At 68.4% G+C, this 16,387-nt stretch carries 15 protein-coding genes; 5 read left to right on the top strand and 10 right to left on the bottom strand.

Annotated features, from left to right (window positions below; all coding sequences use genetic code 11):
- Positions 1–18: 18 nt before the first annotated feature.
- Positions 19–1,749, bottom strand: a complete 1,731-nt coding sequence (locus tag AAFP35_RS09390; protein ID WP_419221302.1) for a proline--tRNA ligase — start codon at positions 1,747–1,749, stop codon at positions 19–21.
- 123 nt (positions 1,750–1,872) lie between these two features.
- On the opposite strand from AAFP35_RS09390, the gene yaaA reads away from it, so the two are divergent.
- The 4 genes from yaaA to AAFP35_RS09370 are packed head-to-tail and all read left to right on the top strand — an operon-like array spanning position 1,873 to position 4,730.
- Complete coding sequence (gene yaaA / locus AAFP35_RS09385; RefSeq protein WP_419221301.1) at positions 1,873–2,613, top strand: peroxide stress protein YaaA; 741 nt, start codon at positions 1,873–1,875, stop codon at positions 2,611–2,613.
- Between the two features lie 49 nt (positions 2,614–2,662).
- The gene (locus AAFP35_RS09380) at positions 2,663–3,076 is read left to right on the top strand and encodes an ArsR/SmtB family transcription factor (RefSeq protein WP_419221300.1); all 414 of its coding nucleotides are present in this window, start codon (positions 2,663–2,665) and stop codon (positions 3,074–3,076) included.
- Positions 3,073–4,086, top strand: a complete 1,014-nt coding sequence (locus AAFP35_RS09375; protein WP_419221299.1) for a cation diffusion facilitator family transporter — start codon at positions 3,073–3,075, stop codon at positions 4,084–4,086. Before AAFP35_RS09380 ends, AAFP35_RS09375 begins: the two co-directional genes overlap by 4 nt.
- A 32-nt stretch (positions 4,087–4,118) precedes the next feature.
- Complete coding sequence (locus tag AAFP35_RS09370; protein ID WP_419221298.1) at positions 4,119–4,730, top strand: AAA family ATPase; 612 nt, start codon at positions 4,119–4,121, stop codon at positions 4,728–4,730.
- A gap of 265 nt (positions 4,731–4,995) precedes the next feature.
- Here the strand turns inward: AAFP35_RS09370 and AAFP35_RS09365 are convergent, their stop codons facing one another.
- From AAFP35_RS09365 to AAFP35_RS09350, 4 genes are all read right to left on the bottom strand, one after another.
- Complete coding sequence (locus AAFP35_RS09365) at positions 4,996–6,513, bottom strand: DHA2 family efflux MFS transporter permease subunit (RefSeq protein WP_419221297.1); 1,518 nt, start codon at positions 6,511–6,513, stop codon at positions 4,996–4,998.
- Positions 6,514–6,577: 64 nt separating this feature from the next.
- Positions 6,578–7,813: a uroporphyrinogen-III C-methyltransferase gene (cobA, locus tag AAFP35_RS09360; protein WP_419221296.1), complete on the bottom strand. Its 1,236-nt coding sequence runs from the start codon at positions 7,811–7,813 to the stop codon at positions 6,578–6,580.
- Positions 7,814–7,855: 42 nt separating this feature from the next.
- Entirely contained in the window at positions 7,856–8,197 is a 342-nt protein-coding gene (locus tag AAFP35_RS09355) for a hypothetical protein (protein ID WP_419221295.1), read from the bottom strand.
- Positions 8,194–9,198 carry an acyl-ACP desaturase gene (locus tag AAFP35_RS09350; protein ID WP_419221294.1) on the bottom strand — a complete coding sequence of 335 codons (1,005 nt, stop codon included), beginning with the start codon at positions 9,196–9,198 and terminating at the stop codon, positions 8,194–8,196. The genes AAFP35_RS09355 and AAFP35_RS09350 overlap by 4 nt, the downstream gene beginning before the upstream one ends.
- A 163-nt stretch (positions 9,199–9,361) precedes the next feature.
- Here AAFP35_RS09350 and AAFP35_RS09345 point away from each other — a divergent pair, with 163 nt between their 5' ends.
- The gene (locus AAFP35_RS09345) at positions 9,362–10,045 is read left to right on the top strand and encodes a response regulator (protein WP_419221293.1); all 684 of its coding nucleotides are present in this window, start codon (positions 9,362–9,364) and stop codon (positions 10,043–10,045) included.
- A gap of 11 nt (positions 10,046–10,056) precedes the next feature.
- On the opposite strand, the gene AAFP35_RS09340 is transcribed toward AAFP35_RS09345, so the two are convergent.
- The 5 genes from AAFP35_RS09340 to AAFP35_RS09320 are packed head-to-tail and all read right to left on the bottom strand — an operon-like array spanning position 10,057 to position 16,362.
- Positions 10,057–11,718, bottom strand: a complete 1,662-nt coding sequence (locus AAFP35_RS09340) for a GAF domain-containing protein (protein ID WP_419221292.1) — start codon at positions 11,716–11,718, stop codon at positions 10,057–10,059.
- Positions 11,715–13,145 carry a cobyrinate a,c-diamide synthase gene (locus AAFP35_RS09335; protein ID WP_419221291.1) on the bottom strand — a complete coding sequence of 477 codons (1,431 nt, stop codon included), beginning with the start codon at positions 13,143–13,145 and terminating at the stop codon, positions 11,715–11,717. The genes AAFP35_RS09340 and AAFP35_RS09335 overlap by 4 nt, the downstream gene beginning before the upstream one ends.
- 19 nt (positions 13,146–13,164) lie before the next feature.
- Positions 13,165–13,782, bottom strand: a complete 618-nt coding sequence (cobO, locus tag AAFP35_RS09330; RefSeq protein WP_419221290.1) for a cob(I)yrinic acid a,c-diamide adenosyltransferase — start codon at positions 13,780–13,782, stop codon at positions 13,165–13,167.
- Between the two features lie 37 nt (positions 13,783–13,819).
- Complete coding sequence (locus tag AAFP35_RS09325; RefSeq protein ID WP_419221289.1) at positions 13,820–15,862, bottom strand: VWA domain-containing protein; 2,043 nt, start codon at positions 15,860–15,862, stop codon at positions 13,820–13,822.
- Positions 15,859–16,362: a GNAT family N-acetyltransferase gene (locus AAFP35_RS09320; RefSeq protein ID WP_419221288.1), complete on the bottom strand. Its 504-nt coding sequence runs from the start codon at positions 16,360–16,362 to the stop codon at positions 15,859–15,861. Before AAFP35_RS09320 ends, AAFP35_RS09325 begins: the two co-directional genes overlap by 4 nt.
- Positions 16,363–16,387: the final 25 nt, after the last annotated feature.

The following is a 16,387-nucleotide window of genomic DNA, read 5'->3' as shown; positions in this document are numbered from 1 at the left end:
GCCGACCGTCAGCGGAACCTAACCGCGGGCTGCCGACGTCACCGCAGACACCGCATCGTCGACCGAGACCTCGGTGGTCTCTCCGGTGAACCGATCACGGATCTCGATGGTGCCGTTGGCATATCCACGCCCGACCACGACCACGACGGGCATCCCGAGCAGCTCGGCGTCCTTGAACTTGACGCCCGGAGATGCCTTGCGGTCGTCGAGCAACACCGACAGACCGGCCGCATCGAGTTCCTCGGCCAGGCCGTGCGCACCGGTGATCGCGGCGTCGTCCTTGTTCGCGATGACCAGATGGACAGCGAACGGCGCGACTTCCCGCGGCCACCGCAGTCCCTTGTCGTCATGGCACTGTTCGGCGAGGACCGCGACGAGCCGCGACACGCCGACACCATAGGACCCCATCGTCAGCCGCACCGGCTTGCCGCTCTCGCCGAGTACGTCGACCTCGAACGCGTCGGTGTACTTCTTGCCGAGCTGGAAGATGTGGCCGATCTCGATACCCTTCGCGGACACCAGCGGCCCCTTGCCGTCGGGGGACGGATCACCGTCACGGACCTGCGCGGCCTCGATGGTGCCGTCGGTGGTGAAGTCACGGCCTGCGACCAGATTCACGTAGTGCTTGCCTGCTTCGTCGGCGCCGGTGATCCACGAGGTCCCGTCCACCACCCGCGGATCGACGAGATAACGAACCCCGTTGGCTGCCAGCCCCTTCGGGCCGATGTACCCCTTCACCAGGAACGAGTTGGCGGCGAAATCCTCCTCAGTGAGGATCTCGACCTCGGCCGGCTCGACCGACGCCTCGAGTCGCTTCATGTCGACCTCGCGGTCGCCCGGCACACCGACGCCGGTGATCTCCCAGTCGCCGCCCGGCCTGCGGATCTTGACCATCACGTTCTTCAGCGTGTCGTGCCCGCCGTACTCGCCGTCGAGGGTGTCGTTGGCCCACTGCACCAATGTCTCGATGGTGGGCGTGTCCCCGGTCTCGTGGACCGCGGCCTCGGGCAGTCCGTCGAACGGAATCGGTTCGGGCGCAGGCGTGATCACCGCCTCGACGTTGGCGGCGTACCCCGACTCCAGGCAGCGGACGAAGGTGTCCTCACCCACCTCGCTCTCTGCGAGGAATTCCTCGGATGCGCTGCCGCCCATCGCGCCGGAGGTGGCCGCGACGATGACGTACTCGATACCCAGGCGACCGAAGATCGCCTGGTAGGCCTCACGGTGCGCGTTGTAGGAGGCTTTGAGACCGTCGTCGTCGAGGTCGAACGAGTAGGCGTCCTTCATGACGAACTCGCGGCCGCGCAGGATGCCTGCCCGCGGCCGTTCCTCGTCGCGGTACTTGGTCTGGATCTGATACAGGATGACCGGCAGATCCTTGTACGACGAGTACTCCCCCTTCACCAGTTGAGTGAAGAGCTCCTCGTGGGTGGGGCCGAGCAGCATGTCGGCGCCCTTGCGGTCCTTGAGACGAAACAGGCTGTCGCCGTACTCGGTCCACCGATTGGTCGTCTCGTACGGGTCCCGCGGCAGCAGCGCGGGCAACAGGATCTCTTGCGCGCCGATGGCATCCATCTCTTCGCGCACCACGTTCTCGACCGCCTTGAGCACGCGCAGCCCCAGCGGCAGCCAGCTGTACACGCCCGGTGCGGCACGCCGGACATAGCCGGCGCGCACGAGCAGTTTGTGGCTCGGCACCTCGGCGTCGGCCGGATCGTCGCGGAGGGTGCGCAGGAACAGGGTCGACATCCGTGTGATCACAGGTGACCAGCTTAGACGTGTCCGGTGCACGCCGGTCGGGACCCCCGCGCGGGGCGACGGCGGCCGGACACGGCACCCGACGGGCGGATGTCGGACGGCTATGGTGTTGCCGTGCTCGTCATCCTGCCTCCCTCCGAGACCAAATCCGACGGCGGGCGCGGCGCCCCGCTCGACCTGGACACGCTCGCCTTCCCGGAGCTGAACCCGATCCGCAAGCGGATAGCCGAAGCCATCGTCGATCTGGCGGGCGACCTCGACGCCAGTCGTGAGGCACTGGGACTGGGCCGCACGCAGCTGGCCGAGGTGGATCGCAACGCGGAACTGTGGCTGTCCCCCACCCGGCCTGCCATCGAGCGCTATACCGGCGTCCTCTACGACGCCCTCGATCACGCCTCCCTGACGCGTGCCTCGAAGACCAAGTCGACGCAACGCCTGGCGATCGGTTCGGCATTGTTCGGCGTGGTTCGGGCAGCGGACATGATCCCGGCGTACCGGCTCTCGGGTGGTTCGAAACTGCCCGGCATGTCCACGCTCGCCTCCGTGTGGAAGCCGGAGCTCACCGAAAGCCTCGACGCGGTCGACGATTTCGTCGTCGACCTCCGCTCCGGGGTGTACCAACAGCTCGGGCCGGTCCACGGAGCCGTCACCGCCACCGTGGTGACCGAGGCCGCCGACGGCAGCCGAAAAGTGGTCAGCCATTTCAACAAGCACTACAAGGGCCTGATGGCGCGCGAACTCGTGCAGACCCGACGCAATGTTCGCGACATCAACGCCCTCGCGGCGGTCTTGTCCGATGCCGGGCAGCGTGTGGAGATCGCCGGGGCCGACGAGATCGTGGTCGTCACCGACTGATCGACGGTGCACGCTCGCACCTCACATCGAGACGGTTTACTATCTGCATATGTACGCAAATAACGAGCCTTGTCGGCGCAGGCTCGACGATGACCAGGTCGGTCTGGTGGTCGAGGTGTTCCGCATGCTCGCCGACGGGACCCGAGTGCGGCTTCTGTGGGCGTTGGTCAATCGCGAATTGTCGGTGACCGAGCTCGCCGAACACGTGGGCAAGGCTGCACCGTCAGTGTCGCAGCATCTGGCGAAACTGCGGATGGCACGGCTCGTGCGAACCCGGCGCGAGGGCACGACGGTCTACTACAGCCTCGAGAACGAGCACATCAGGCAGCTCGTGACCGACGCCGTCTTCAATGCCGAACACGCCGGTCCCGGAGTACCCGGCCATCACCGGGCCGATGCGGGCATTCGTGCCCTGCACCAGGCACCGCCCGACGACGACGAGCAGGAGACCACCGCGCGATGAACGGATCGCACGCACACGGACACTCACATGGGCACGAACATCGGCACGGACGTACCAGATTTCTCGGTGCGGTGAGAGACGTGTTCGCCCCGCACGGTCACGACGCGGCCGACAGCATCGACTCCTCACTCGAAGCCAGTGACATCGGCATACGCGCGGTGAAGATCAGTTTGGTCGTGCTCATGATCACCGCGGCTCTGCAGGTCGTGATCGTCGCGGTGTCCACGAGCGTCGCGTTGGCCGCCGACACGATCCACAATTTCTCCGACGCTCTGACCGCCGTGCCACTCTGGATCGCCTTCGCCCTGGCGCAGCGCACCGCGACGAGACGTTTCACCTACGGCTACGGCCGTGCCGAGGACCTCGCAGGCCTGTTCGTACTCGCGATGATCGCGTTGTCGGCGGTGATTGCCGGTGTCGAGTCGGTGCGGCGATTGATCAACCCCGTCACCATCGAGCATCTCGGTTGGGTGGCGCTCGCAGGTCTCGTCGGCTTCGTCGGGAACGAACTCGTGGCGGTGTATCGGATCCGTGTGGGCCGCCGGATCGGCTCCGCTGCACTGGTCGCCGACGGATTACACGCTCGCACAGACGGTTTCACGTCGCTCGCGGTGCTGCTCGGTGCCGGTGGGGTCGCCCTCGGATATCCGATCGCCGACCCGGTGATCGGCATCGTCATCACGATCGCGATCCTGGCGGTCCTGCGCACCGCCGCACGCGACGTCTTCCGCCGACTGATGGACGGGGTCGACCCCGAACTCGTCACCTCTGCCGAAGCCGTACTCGTCGATCGACCCGAGGTCCTCGGTGTGCGCGGCCTGAAGATGCGGTGGATCGGGCACCGTCTGCACGCCGACGTCGAACTCGACGTGGACCCGCACCTGAGCTTGAGCGAGGCACATGGTGTCGCACATGCCGCCGAGGACGGACTGATCTCCCGGATTCCGCGTCTCGCGACGGTGTTGGTGCACGCGTATCCCGCACACGACGTCGATCTCCACAGCGCCTGACGAGACCGTGTCCCGGCCGTACACTCGGCCGGGTGCTCGTGTGGATCAACGGCGCATTCGGTGCCGGCAAGACCCAGACCGCCTTCGAACTGCATCGTCGGATACCGGGCTCGCATGTGGCCGATCCCGAACTGATCGGCTACGGAATCCACCGCATGCTGCCGTCCGCCGCGCGTCACGACTTCCAGGACAGACCGCAGTGGCGCTCAGCTGTCGTCGCGACCCTTGCCGATGCGGACCGCGTCGTCGACGGCCCGGTCCTGGTGCCGATGACGCTGGTCGAGCACCGCTACTTCGACGAGATCATGGGTGGGCTCGGCGACGCCCGGGTGCAGGTCCGTCACTTCGCCCTCAACGCATCACCTGCGACACTCCGTCGTCGGCTGCGGACCCGCAGCGGGTACTGGATCGGGCGGGTCGCCGGACGATCCGAAACCTGGGCGGAGGCACAGATCGAGCGGTGCGTGACGGCGCTCGAATCCCCTCGGTTCGCCACCCACATCGACACCGACGACCTCGGGCTCGACGGCGTCGTCGAGCAGATCGCCGACGACCTCGGCTGGCACCTGACGGTGCCCCGACTCGGACCGATCGGCCATCAGATGCGCCGCGTGTCCGTGGGTGTCCGGCACATTCATTTCTGAGCCGCGTCACAACCGCGGGCCCCGACCACAGTGCCGTCGGGGTTCGCACGAGGAGACGGACGGTGCTGTCAGCGCGAGGGCGGTTGCTGTCAGCGCGATAACGGTTGCTGTCAGTGCGAGGGCGGTTGCTGTCAGCGCGAAAGCGGTTGCTGTCAGCGCGAGGGCGGTTGCTGTCAGCGCGAGGGCGGTTGCTGTCAGCGCGAAAGCGGTTGCTGTCGGGGTGAAAGGGGTTGCTGTCGGCGCGGTGCGCGGCGGTGCTGCGACGTCAGTGGTGGCCGGTGTCCGGGATGTCGAGGTCGGTGTTGGCGGCCTCTTGTGCCGCCTGGCCCTCGGCGACCTCGTTCGGGGTGAACCGCATGAACAGCACGACGACGGCAGCGAGCACGGCGATGCCGGCGCAGGAGGCGAACGCGAGGCCGTAGCCGGAGGCCTGTGCCGCCAACTGGGTGGGATTCATCTCCTCGACCGGAGCGGTCGTCCCACCTTCGGAGAGCGCGCGTGAGGTGACCGCTGCGCCGACCGCGACGAGACCGATGGCACCACCGAGATTCTGCGCCACCTGGGCGAGCGCGGTCAGCGGACCGATCTCCGTCGGCCCGACCCCGGCCACCACCGACAACGTCAACGGGATCACCGCGAAGCCGACGCCGAACCCGATGACCACCACGGGCAGCGCGATGCCCGGGAAGTAGTCCGGGTTGTCGGTGGCAATCGACGATGCGTACAGGCAGCCGGCCAGGATGATCGCACCACCGAACAACACCAGCCAGCGCGGCTGCATGACGAGCGCGAGTTTGGACGCGATCGCCGCCGCGATGCCGAGCCCGAACGCGAACGGGACCACGGCCAACCCGCTCTCGATCGGCGAGTACTTGAGGATGCCCTGCAGATACAGCGAGATGAACACCGCCATGCACATCATGATCATGCTGGCGAAGAAAATCGCGACCAGGGCGGCGACGCGATTGCGGTTCTCGAACAGCACGAACGGCAGGATCGGGTTGCTCGCCCGGCGCTCGACGACGACGAACGCGATGAGCGCCAGACCGCCGAGCACGAACGACCCGACGACCAGTGGGCGCGCCCACCCGTCGGGCCCCTCGTTGACGGCCAGCACGAGCAAGGTGCAGCCGAGCGTCGCCAGAACTGCGCCCGGCACGTCCAGCGACAGCCGCTCCCCTTGCGATTCGCGCAGCGCCACGAGGGCCCCGGCGACCACCAGCACACCGATCGGGACATTGATGAGAAAGACCAGCCGCCACGAGACCTGGGTGAGGACCCCGCCCAGGATGAGACCCGCGACCGATCCGACACCCGTCATCGCCGCGTAGATCGCGAACGCCTGACTGCGCGCCTTGCCCGGCGCGAAGGTCGTCGCGACCAGTGCCATGGCGGTCGGCGCAGCAACGGCCGCCGACGCCCCCTGCAGGGCGCGGCCGATGATCAGGCTCGTCTCGTTCCACGCCACACCGCACAGCAGTGACGTCAACGTGAACGCGGCGACGCCGACGATGAACATGCGTTTGCGGCCGAACGCATCACCCAGACGCCCGCCGAGCAGCATCAACCCGCCGAAGGCGAGCACGTAGCTGCTGATGATCCAGTTCGCGCTCGACTCGGACAGATGCAGAGCGTCGCGGATCTTCGGCAAGGCGAGCGCCGCCACCGTGCCATCGAGCACCATCAGCAACTGCATGCCGCTGAGCACGAAGATGGCGGGCCCGAAGACCTTGCGGTACCCGCCGGACAGATGCTGGGTACTCGACGTTTCCGGTGCGGACATAAAGCCCGACGCTACCGCCCACCACGGCGACTTTGCCAATCGCCGTTGACCAGTTGGGTCCCGCTCAGCCGGCGAGTTCGGTGAACCCTGCGACATCCCCGATCACCACGATCGCCGGTGGCCGCAGCGATTCGGCCGCCGCCGTGGCCGCCGCATGCGCCAGATCGGTCCGCAGCACCCGCTGAGTGGGCAGTGAGCCGTTCTCGATCATCGCCACCGGGGTCTGCGGAGCCCGCCCTCCGGCGAGCAGCGCCTCGGCGAAGGCGTCGACCCGCTCGACGGCCATCATGAGCACCAGCGTGCCACGCAAACGGGCGATCGCGGACCAGTCGACCAACGAATCCGGATGCCCCGGAGGTACGTGCCCAGACGCGATCACCACCTCGTGCGTGACCCCGCGATGGGTGACCGGGATCCCCGCCGCGGCCGGTGCGGCGATCGGACTGCTGATGCCCGGGACGACGGTGACCGGGATGCCCGCGTCGACGCAGGCCTGAACCTCTTCGAACCCGCGACCGTACACATAGGGGTCACCGCCCTTGAGCCGCACGACGAACTTGCCCGCCGCGGCCCGGTCCACGAGGACCGCGTTGATGGCCTCCTGCTTCATCGCACGCCCATACGGCACCTTCGCGGCGTCGATGATCTCCACCTGGGGACCGAGTTCGGCGAGCAGTTGCGGCGGCGCCAGGCGGTCGGCGACCACCACATCGGCCTGCTGGAGCAGCTTCTGCCCCCGCACGGTGATCAGATCCGGGTCACCGGGCCCTCCACCGACGAGGGCGACCCCCGCAGCGTGGGGAGCATCGTCGGCGACGTCGAGCGACCCCTCGGCCAGCGCCCGGCCGATCGCCGCGCGCAACGACGCGGACAGCCGATGATCGCCACCGGCCAGCACGCCGAACTGCACATCCCGGTGCCGACCGGACGCCGGCGTGACCGCGGTGCCGTGACGCGCGTCGTCGGCCCGCACGCAAAAGGTGTGCCGCTGTTCGGCATCGGCGACCACACGGGCGTTGACCTCGGGATCGTCGGTACACGCCATCACGTACCAGGCACCGTCGAGATCACCGTCGACATAGGCACGGCGCGACACCGCGATCCCGGGTGTGGATTCCACGGCCGGGGTCGGGTCGACGGCGACGACGTGGACGTCGGCACCGGCGGCGATCAAGTTCGGCAACCGGCGCTGCGCCACCGATCCCCCGCCCACGACGACGACCTTGCGTCCGTTCAGGTCGAGTCCGGCCAGATAGTGGTGTCGTTCGCCGCCATGACCGGGCGAGGCATCAGCAGACATGGGACTTGATCCTACCGACGTGCCCGGTCCGGTTTCGGCTGGCTACTGCGGTAACCGCCCGGTCTGGCGGATCCGCACCCACGCGTCCGCCGCGGGGACTCCCATGCGGTGCGCAGACGACGTGATCAGCTGCGCCAGCAGGACCGACGCCGCGTACTCGGCGGCCGCTGGATCAGCGGCGTGGGCGCGAATGGTGTTCCACCACGTCATGTTTGCGCAGCCGGCGGCCTCCGCCATGGCGATGGCGGTGTCGAATCCAGGCAACGGACGGTCGGCGTCGGACTCGCGGCCACCGCACGCGCACTCCGCGCACGCCGACGACACGTCGAGCACGTCGCCGCTGAGCCCGGGACCGTTGAACCTGGGACCGTCGAGCAGGGTCATCGAGCCGACTCCCCCGTCGTCCCCTTGGCCCTGGCCCGGGCCAACGCGCGGTCACGCGACTCCTCGAACCGTCGGACCTTGACGTTCATCTGGTCCAGGAACTCTCCGAGCAGTTCCCGGTAGTGTTCGCCGAGCGGCCCGAAATCGTCCCTCTCGAAGATCCGCCATTTCCGCAACACCGGCATCACGACCTCCGAGAGATGTTGCGGCAGATCGTAGATCCCACCCTTGGCGATCAGCACCGCGTTGCGCCGGAAGTTCGGCATGGTGGCGCCGGGCATCTGGAAGTTCGTCACGATGCCGTAGATGGCCGCCATCGTCTGATCCGGAACGAGGTCCAGTGCGCCCGCGACGATGTTGCGATAGAAGAGCATGTGCAGGTTCTCGTCTGCGGCGACTCGCTGCAACATCCGATCGGCGATCGGGTCACCGCACGCCTTGCCGGTGTTGCGGTGTGACACGCGGGTGGCGAGTTCCTGGAAACTCACGTAGCTGACCGCGTACAGCATGTCGAAGCTGTGATCGCGCTGGCCGTCATCGCTGGGCAGCGGATTGAATCCGTGGGTCATGTGCAGCATGCGGAGTTCTTCGAGTTCCACCGGATCCACTCCCCGGGTCACCACCAGGTAGTCCCGCATGACGGTGGAATGACGCATTTCCTCGGCGGTCCATCGCCCGACCCAGAAACCCCACGCGTCGTCGAGGCTGAAGTTGTCGGCGATCACCCGGTGATACGACGGCAAGTTGTCTTCGGTCAGCAGATTGGTGATCATCGCCGCCTTCGCGGTGTCGGTCAGCTGCGACTGCCCGGGATCCCAGTCGACGCCGCCGAGGGCGGCGAAGTTGCGCCCGTCGTCCCACGGCACGTAGTCGTGCGGGTGCCAGTCCTTGGTCATCTTCATGTGCCGCTCCACCTCGGTCTCGCAGACCGGGAGCAACTCCCGCAGCAAGTCGGAACCGCTCATGCGGGCTTCCATCACGTCCGGTGAACCGCTGGTCATCGTTCTCCTCGAGTCGACGGTGTGGCTGATGGTCACTCTGCGCCGACATCGTCGTGAGAGCGTGAGGCCAAGGTCCCGGGTGCGCTGGGCCGCAGGTCGGGAGAATGGCGACGAGTGCGCGACTGCGTCGCCTCGGCACGCCTCTGCGAGTAGCGTTTCGGACATGCCCGCAGACGCCACCCCGAACAGCGCATCCGCGTCCGCACCGGTCCGCGTCTTCCTCGTCGACGACCACGAGTTGGTCCGGCGCGGGCTGCGTGACCTGCTCGGCACCGCCCCCGATCTGGAAGTGGTCGGCGAAGCAGCCTCCGTCGGAGAGGCCAAGGTCGGCATCCTGGCCGCCAAGCCCGACGTCGCCGTCCTCGACGTCCGGTTGCCCGACGGCAGCGGGGTGGAACTCTGCCGGGACGTCCGTGCGGCCGAACCGTCCGTGCACTGCCTGATGCTCACCAGCTACTCCGACGACGACGCTCTTCTCGCCGCGGTGCTCGCGGGCGCATCCGGGTTCGTGCTCAAACAGATCCTCGGTCACGACCTCGTCGCCGCGGTCCGAACCGTCGGCCGTGGGGGGTCGTTGCTCGACGATCGCAGCACCGCCGCCTTGCTGGCCAGGCTGCGCGACGGCCGCGACACCCCGAACGATCCGCTCGCCGAACTCACCCAGCAAGAACGCGAGGTGTTCAACCTCATCGGCGAAGGTCTCACCAACCGGCAGATCGCCGAGCGGATGTTCTTGGCGGAGAAGACGATCAAGAACTACGTCTCACGCATCCTGGCCAAGTTGGACATGCAGCGTCGTACGCAGGTGGCCGTGATGGCCACCAAATTGCGTGACGGCAGACGCTAGATCCGCCGTGGTCAGCCCGACAGCGGCACCGACCAGGTGAGAGTGGTGCCGCCGCCGTGTCGTGCGCCGCGTGCGCCGGTCACCACGTCGAACACTCCGTCGCACTGTTCGGCACGTCGGGTCAGATTGTCCAGACCGCGGTAGGTCACGCCGGAACCGATGCCGATCCCGTCGTCGCGGATCTCCACGGTCAGCACCTCGTCGTCGGCGCGGACGGCCACGTCGATGTGTTCGGCACGTGCGTGGCGCAACGCGTTGGACAGCCCCTCCCGCAACACCGCGTCGATGTGCGGCCCGAGTGATTCCGGCACCACCGTGTCGACCGGGCCGGCGAACTGCACGCCGGGCGCGATCGGCGCGTGCGCGGCGAGTTCGGAGACTATGTCGAGCACGCGACGCCGCAACGTCGCGGTGTCGTGATGCCCCGGCACCGTCTGCAGGTCGAAGATCGACGTCCGGATCTGCGCGATCGTGCGGTCGAGGTCGGTGACCACCTGCTGCAGTCGGGACGTGGTCGCCCGTTGGGCCTCGGTCTCGGTGATGGGTTCGCCTGCCGCCGACGCGGCGAGCATCGTCTGTACGGACATGCCGATCGCGAACAGTCGCTGGATGACGTGATCGTGGAGATCGCGGGCGATACGGTGCCGATCGGCCAGGACCTCGAGATCACGGGCCATCTGCTGTTGCTCGGCGTAGGCGACGGCCAGTGAGGCCACCTCCGCGACACCGGCGAGACCCGATGCCGCCTCGTCATCCCATTCCGGACGGCGGCGGTGGGTGATCACGATCCAACCGAAGACACCGGACGCCCGCTGCAGGCTCTGCACGGTCGCCCACGCGGCGTCGCGCCGCACGATCTCCGACGGCACCTCGTCGGCCGGCAGCACCATGCGCTGCTCGTCGGACGGCAGTGTCAGGTCCCCGACCACGATGGGCGGGCCGGTGTGGGCGAGCGCGGTGACCTCACCGGCCTCGTCGGTGAGCAGGAACACGTCCACCGCCCCGGTGAGCTCGGCGACCTCGACGCACAGGCGGGACAGCGTGTCCTCCAAGGCGATTCCGGCCAGCGGCTCGGATCCGCGCCGGGCGATCACCTGCATCCACCGGTGCCGGGTACGCGCCCGTTCGAACAAGCGGGCGTTGTCGACGGCGATTCCCGCGGCGACGGCCAGCACGGCGACCAGCGATTCGTCGGTCTCGGTGAACTCGGGCGCGGAGCGCTTCTCGGTGAGATAGATGCTGCCGAACACCGATCCACGGATGATGATGGGCGCGCCCAGAAAAGTGGTCATCGGCGGATGATTCACCGGGAATCCCACCGACGCGGGGTGGTCGGACAACGCATGGATACGCAGCACCTGCGGGTCTTCGATCAGGACGCCGAGGACTCCGTGCCCGACGGGCAGATGCCCCATCCGTGCCCGTTCGGCCGGGGCGATGCCGGTGTAGACGAACGCGCTCAGTCCACCGGACGGGCCGCGCACCCCGAGCGCGCCGTACCGTGCGCCGAGCACCTCGCACGCGACCTCGACGATGCGCTGCAACGCCTCGTCGAGTTCCAGGCCCTGACCGACGACCAGGACGGCTTCGAGCAGGTCGCGCAGCATGACTGGGTCGTCGACACCGTTGCGGGCCAGCGCGTCGAGTGCCTCGGTGAGGCCTCGGGGATTCATCCGGCACGCTCCGGCGTCGCCGCCGCGGCCCTGGCCGCCGATACGAATCTCGCCACAGCAGAAGGAGTTCCGGCCGGATGGACATGGAGATAGGACGCGTGGACCGAACCGGACGCGAAGCCGTGGGTACCCGCGGTGCCGTCATGGTCACGCCACGCCCAGGCCGGCGTGGGCGCCCCCTCCCCGGCGATCACCGTCGAGCGATGGAACTCGTGGCCGGTGACACGTTGCCCTGCCGTGAACGCCACCGAGTCGCCGGGCGCCACCGCGTCACGGTAGCCGAGCGTCAGGGTGGGTCGGAACCGACCGACGACGTCGAGCACACCCGACATCGGGTGTCCGTCGAGTTCGGTTGCGAGATAGAGCAATCCGGCGCACTCCGCGACGATCGGCCGACCTGCACGGGCGTGCGCGGCGAGATCGGCGCGCAACGGCTCGTTCGCGGCCAACGCCTCGGCGTGCTCCTCGGGGAACCCGCCGCCGATCACGACCGCGTCCGTACCCGACGGCAAGGATTCATGCAGCGGGTCGAAGCCGACGGCGTCGGCGCCTGCGGCGACGAGCATCTCGCGATGTTCCGCGTACCCGAAGGTGAAGGCCGCGCCACCGGCCACCGCCACGACGGGACGTCTGCCATCGGCCGAGATCATCCCCTCTTGCGCCATCCCCTCTTGCGCCATCACGGTCCCGGCCGACCACGCCGTCGTCGTCTGCGACACCCGAGTGCGCGCCGCGGCGACGATCGCGGGCAGATCCAGCGCGGCACCGACGAGGCCGGTCATCGCATCGACGGCACGGACCGCGTCGTCACGTCGCTCCGCAGCCGGGATCAGACCGAGATGCCGCGAGGGAACCGTCAGATCCGGGTTGCGGCCCAGCACCCCCAACACCGGCAGTCCGACGCGGACGCAGGCCTGCCGCAGGACCGCCTCGTGCCGGTCGGAACCCACCCGATTGAGGATCACCCCGACGATCCGCACCGACGGGTCGTACCCGATGAAACCGTGCAGCACGGCCGCGAGCGATTGGCTGTGGCCGGCGGCGTCGACGACGAGGACGACCGGCGCCCCGATCAGCCGCGCCACGTGCGCGGTCGACCCGAATCCGGTGGGATCGTCCTGCCCCTCGAGGATGCGGCCGTCGAACAGACCCATCACGCCCTCGACGACAGCGATGTCGGCGCCCGCCGACCCCGCCGCGAAGAGCGGTCCGATCAACTCGGTACCCACCAGATTGGGGTCGAGATTGCGGCCGACGACCCCGGCGGCCACGGCGTGGTAGCCGGGGTCGATGTAGTCGGGGCCCACCTTGAACGGGGCCACCCGATGACCGGCCGCCTTCAACGCCCCGATCAGTCCGGTGGTCACGGTGGTCTTGCCGCTGCCCGACGACGGTGCGGCCACCACCACGGCGGGAACGCCGGTCATGCGCGTCGACCCCGTCGCGTCACCATTCGATCCCCTTCTGCCCCTTGCGCCCGGCATCCATCGGATGCGCAACCTTGCGCATCTCGGTGACCAGGTCCGCCGCCGACACGAGAGTGGCGGGGGCACGCCGACCCGTGATCACCACGTGCTGGCGACCGGGACGATCGCGGAGGGTGGCCACCACCTCGTCGGTGTCCACCCAGCCCCAGTCCAACGGGTAGGTGAACTCGTCGAGGACGTAGAAGTCGTGCTGCTCGGCGGCGATCCGACGGGCGATCTCGGTCCAGCCCGCCTGGGCCGCCGAGGCGTGGTCGTCGTCCTGGTCGACGTTGGCGCGCAACCACGACCAGCCCTGCCCCATCTTGTGCCATTCGACGGTCCCGCCTTCTCCCGTCTGCTCGTGCACCGCGCCCAACGCGGTGAGCGCGGTTTCCTCGCCCACCCGCCACTTCGCGCTCTTGACGAACTGGAAGACGGCCACCCGCATGCCGGCGTTCCAGGCGCGCATGGCCATTCCGAACGCTGCCGTCGATTTACCTTTGCCGTCGCCGGTGTGCACCGCCAGGACCGGCTGGTTACGGCGCTGGCGTGTGGTGAGCCCGTCGTCGGGAACGCTGTCGGGTACTCCTCGGGGCACTTGTGTGTCTCCTGCCGATCGGGGGTGTCTGGCGAGGTCAGGCAGCGCGTCGGGTCCTGGTCAGCGTGCCTGCGGTGAGTTCGTCCATGGGCAGGCAGCGACCACCGAGCGCCGCAGCCAGTTCCGCGGCGAGGCCCAGCCGAATCATGCCCTGTTCGCAGTCGACGACGACGGACTCGACGCCGCGACGCCCGATGTCCAACGCCGCCGACCGTGCGCGAGGTGCCGCGTCGCGTCCCGCCGTGGCACGCCCGTCGGTGAGCACGACGAGCAGCGGCCTGCGCCGGGGCTCTCGCCGCACCGCACGGGTGATGAGGTCATCGGCGGCCTGCAGTCCTTCGGCGAGCGGGGTGCGTCCACCGGTACGGATGTCGGCGAGTCGGCGCACCGCGATGTCCACCGAACGCGTCGGTGGCACCGCGACCGTCGCCTCCGCGCCGCGCGCCACCACCACCGCGACTCGGTCACGTCGCGTGTAGGAATCGCGCAGCAGGTCGACACACAGGTCGGTGACCGCGGCGAGCCGTCGACGTGCCGTCATCGAGCCGGACAGATCGACGAGGAAGACCACCAGGTTGCCCTCCGTACCGACTCGCTGTGCGGCACGCAGATCGTCGGCGACCACCCGCAAGCCAGACCCATCACCCGCGGTCCGGTGACCACGTTCGGCGGCCGAGAGGATCGTCCCGAACAGGTGCACGGGTGCACCTGTCTCGAAATCTGTTGCGTGCGTGGTCTGCCCACGACACGATCGGGCACGTGAGCGTCGTCCCGGATCCCCGTTGCCGAGCCCCTCGACCCGCATCCGCGTCATCCGCCGGACCTGGGCACCGCTGCGCGGCGATCCGAACCGCGCACCACCGACGGTCGGCGACGGCTTCTCGTCGTCGCTGTCACGCCCCTCGGCGTCCGACGTCTGCGTTGCCGGTGTGTCGTCGGTCCGCTCGCGATCGGCGGGGTCGACGGGCGCGTCGTCGGCCGGTCCCCCGGTCGCGTCGTCACCGTCGGTGTCGTTTCCGTCGGCGTCGTGTCCGTCGGAATCGTCCGGCGGGGTGTCACCACCGTCGGGCCCCGGGTCCGGGTCGTCGTCGGGATCCGTCCCGGACGCATCCGCGCCCGCATCCATCGCGTCGTCGAGTTGCTCAGGGGTCAGACCGGATTCGTCGAACGGGTTGCGGCGCCGACGATGCGGCAGCGCGAGTTCGACGGCCACCCGGACGTCTTCTTCGGCCACCTCGCCGGCCTGACGCCAGGCGGCGTGCGCGGCCGCGGTGCGGGCCACGACGATGTCGCCTCGCAGACCGTCCACTTCGAGATGGGCGCAGATCCCTGCGATGCGACGGAGTTCGGCGGGCGGCACCATGACCGTCCCGAGTACCTCCCGGGCCGCCGCGATGCGCTTGGCCAGCTCCGCCTCGGCATCGGCGTGCGCGGCCACGAAGGTCTCCGGGTCGGCGTCGAATTCCATGCGCCTGGCGATGATCGCAACACGTTCGTCGATGTCACGCCCGGCGGCGACGTCGACGGCCAACCCGAATCTGTCCAGCAACTGCGGACGCAGTTCTCCCTCTTCGGGATTCATCGTGCCGACCAAGACGAAGTCGGCGGCCTGGGTGTGCGAGACACCGTCGCGTTCGATGGTGACGCGACCGCTGGCGGCCGCGTCGAGCAGCACGTCGACGAGGTGATCGGCGAGCAGGTTGACCTCGTCGATGTAGAGCACGCCCCCGTCGGCGCGCGCCAGCAGACCCGGGGTGAACTCGGCGCGACCCGCGCTGAGTACCGCCGTCAGATCCAGCGAGCCGATCACCCGGTCCTCGGTGGCACCGATCGGTAGTTCCACCACATGTCCACGCCGGTGGCCCGCCGTGCCGTCGGCATCGGATTCGCCGCCGAGCAGTGGTCCGAGGCCCCGGACGATGGTGGACTTCGCGGTGCCCTTCTCTCCGCGGATCAACACGCCGCCGATCCCGGGCGCGATGGCGGACAGGATCAGCGCCAGCTTCAGACGCTCCTGCCCGACGACCGCACTGAACGGATAGTGGACCTGCCGGTCGGCGGTACGGTGACGTCCGCTCATCGAACCCGGTTCCCCGGTGCGGTGTGTGGACCGAGGACACCGCGCGGATCGCGGCGCATGGTGACGTGCGGGATACCGTCCTCCAGATACTCGTCGCCGTCGACGGCGAAACCGAACTTCGCGTACATCTCCACAAGATATGCCTGTGCCTCGATGCGGCACGGGTGGTCGCCGACACCGTCGAGTGCCGCCCGGATGAGTCTGGCCGTCAGCCCCTCGCCTCGATGGCCGCGTTCGGTACAGACCCGTCCGATGCGGTAGACGGGACTGCCGTCGGCGGTCGGTGGATCGACGAGCAGCCGCAGCGTGGCGATCACGCCGTCATCGCCTGCGATCCAGAACTGTTCGGTCTTCGGCTCGAGGTCGCGACCGTCGAGTTCGGGATAGGGACACGCTTGTTCCACGACGAAGACATCCACCCGCAGACGCAGGATCTCGTAGAGGACCGACACCTTGAGCTCCGCGGTCGGACGATGATGCAGCTGCCCTGCCGGAGTCATGATGTCGTGACTATCACACTCGGGT

Source organism: Gordonia sp. CPCC 206044, assembly GCF_048537895.1.
Lineage (GTDB): Bacteria > Actinomycetota > Actinomycetes > Mycobacteriales > Mycobacteriaceae > Gordonia.
This window is presented reverse-complemented; position numbering and strand designations above follow the sequence as displayed.

Excerpts from the sequence above, each read along its gene's own strand:
- AAFP35_RS09390 (WP_419221302.1), bottom strand. The coding sequence starts at position 1,749 with ATGTCGACCCTGTTCCTGCGCACCCTCCGCGACGATCCGGCCGACGCC.
- AAFP35_RS09380 (WP_419221300.1), top strand. The coding sequence starts at position 2,663 with ATGTACGCAAATAACGAGCCTTGTCGGCGCAGGCTCGACGATGACCAG.
- AAFP35_RS09375 (WP_419221299.1), top strand. The coding sequence starts at position 3,073 with ATGAACGGATCGCACGCACACGGACACTCACATGGGCACGAACATCGG.
- AAFP35_RS09365 (WP_419221297.1), bottom strand. The coding sequence starts at position 6,513 with ATGTCCGCACCGGAAACGTCGAGTACCCAGCATCTGTCCGGCGGGTAC.
- cobA (WP_419221296.1), bottom strand. The coding sequence starts at position 7,813 with ATGTCTGCTGATGCCTCGCCCGGTCATGGCGGCGAACGACACCACTAT.
- AAFP35_RS09355 (WP_419221295.1), bottom strand. The coding sequence starts at position 8,197 with ATGACCCTGCTCGACGGTCCCAGGTTCAACGGTCCCGGGCTCAGCGGC.
- AAFP35_RS09350 (WP_419221294.1), bottom strand. The coding sequence starts at position 9,198 with ATGACCAGCGGTTCACCGGACGTGATGGAAGCCCGCATGAGCGGTTCC.
- AAFP35_RS09345 (WP_419221293.1), top strand. The coding sequence starts at position 9,362 with ATGCCCGCAGACGCCACCCCGAACAGCGCATCCGCGTCCGCACCGGTC.
- AAFP35_RS09340 (WP_419221292.1), bottom strand. The coding sequence starts at position 11,718 with ATGAATCCCCGAGGCCTCACCGAGGCACTCGACGCGCTGGCCCGCAAC.
- AAFP35_RS09335 (WP_419221291.1), bottom strand. The coding sequence starts at position 13,145 with ATGACCGGCGTTCCCGCCGTGGTGGTGGCCGCACCGTCGTCGGGCAGC.
- AAFP35_RS09325 (WP_419221289.1), bottom strand. The coding sequence starts at position 15,862 with ATGAGCGGACGTCACCGTACCGCCGACCGGCAGGTCCACTATCCGTTC.
- AAFP35_RS09320 (WP_419221288.1), bottom strand. The coding sequence starts at position 16,362 with ATGACTCCGGCAGGGCAGCTGCATCATCGTCCGACCGCGGAGCTCAAG.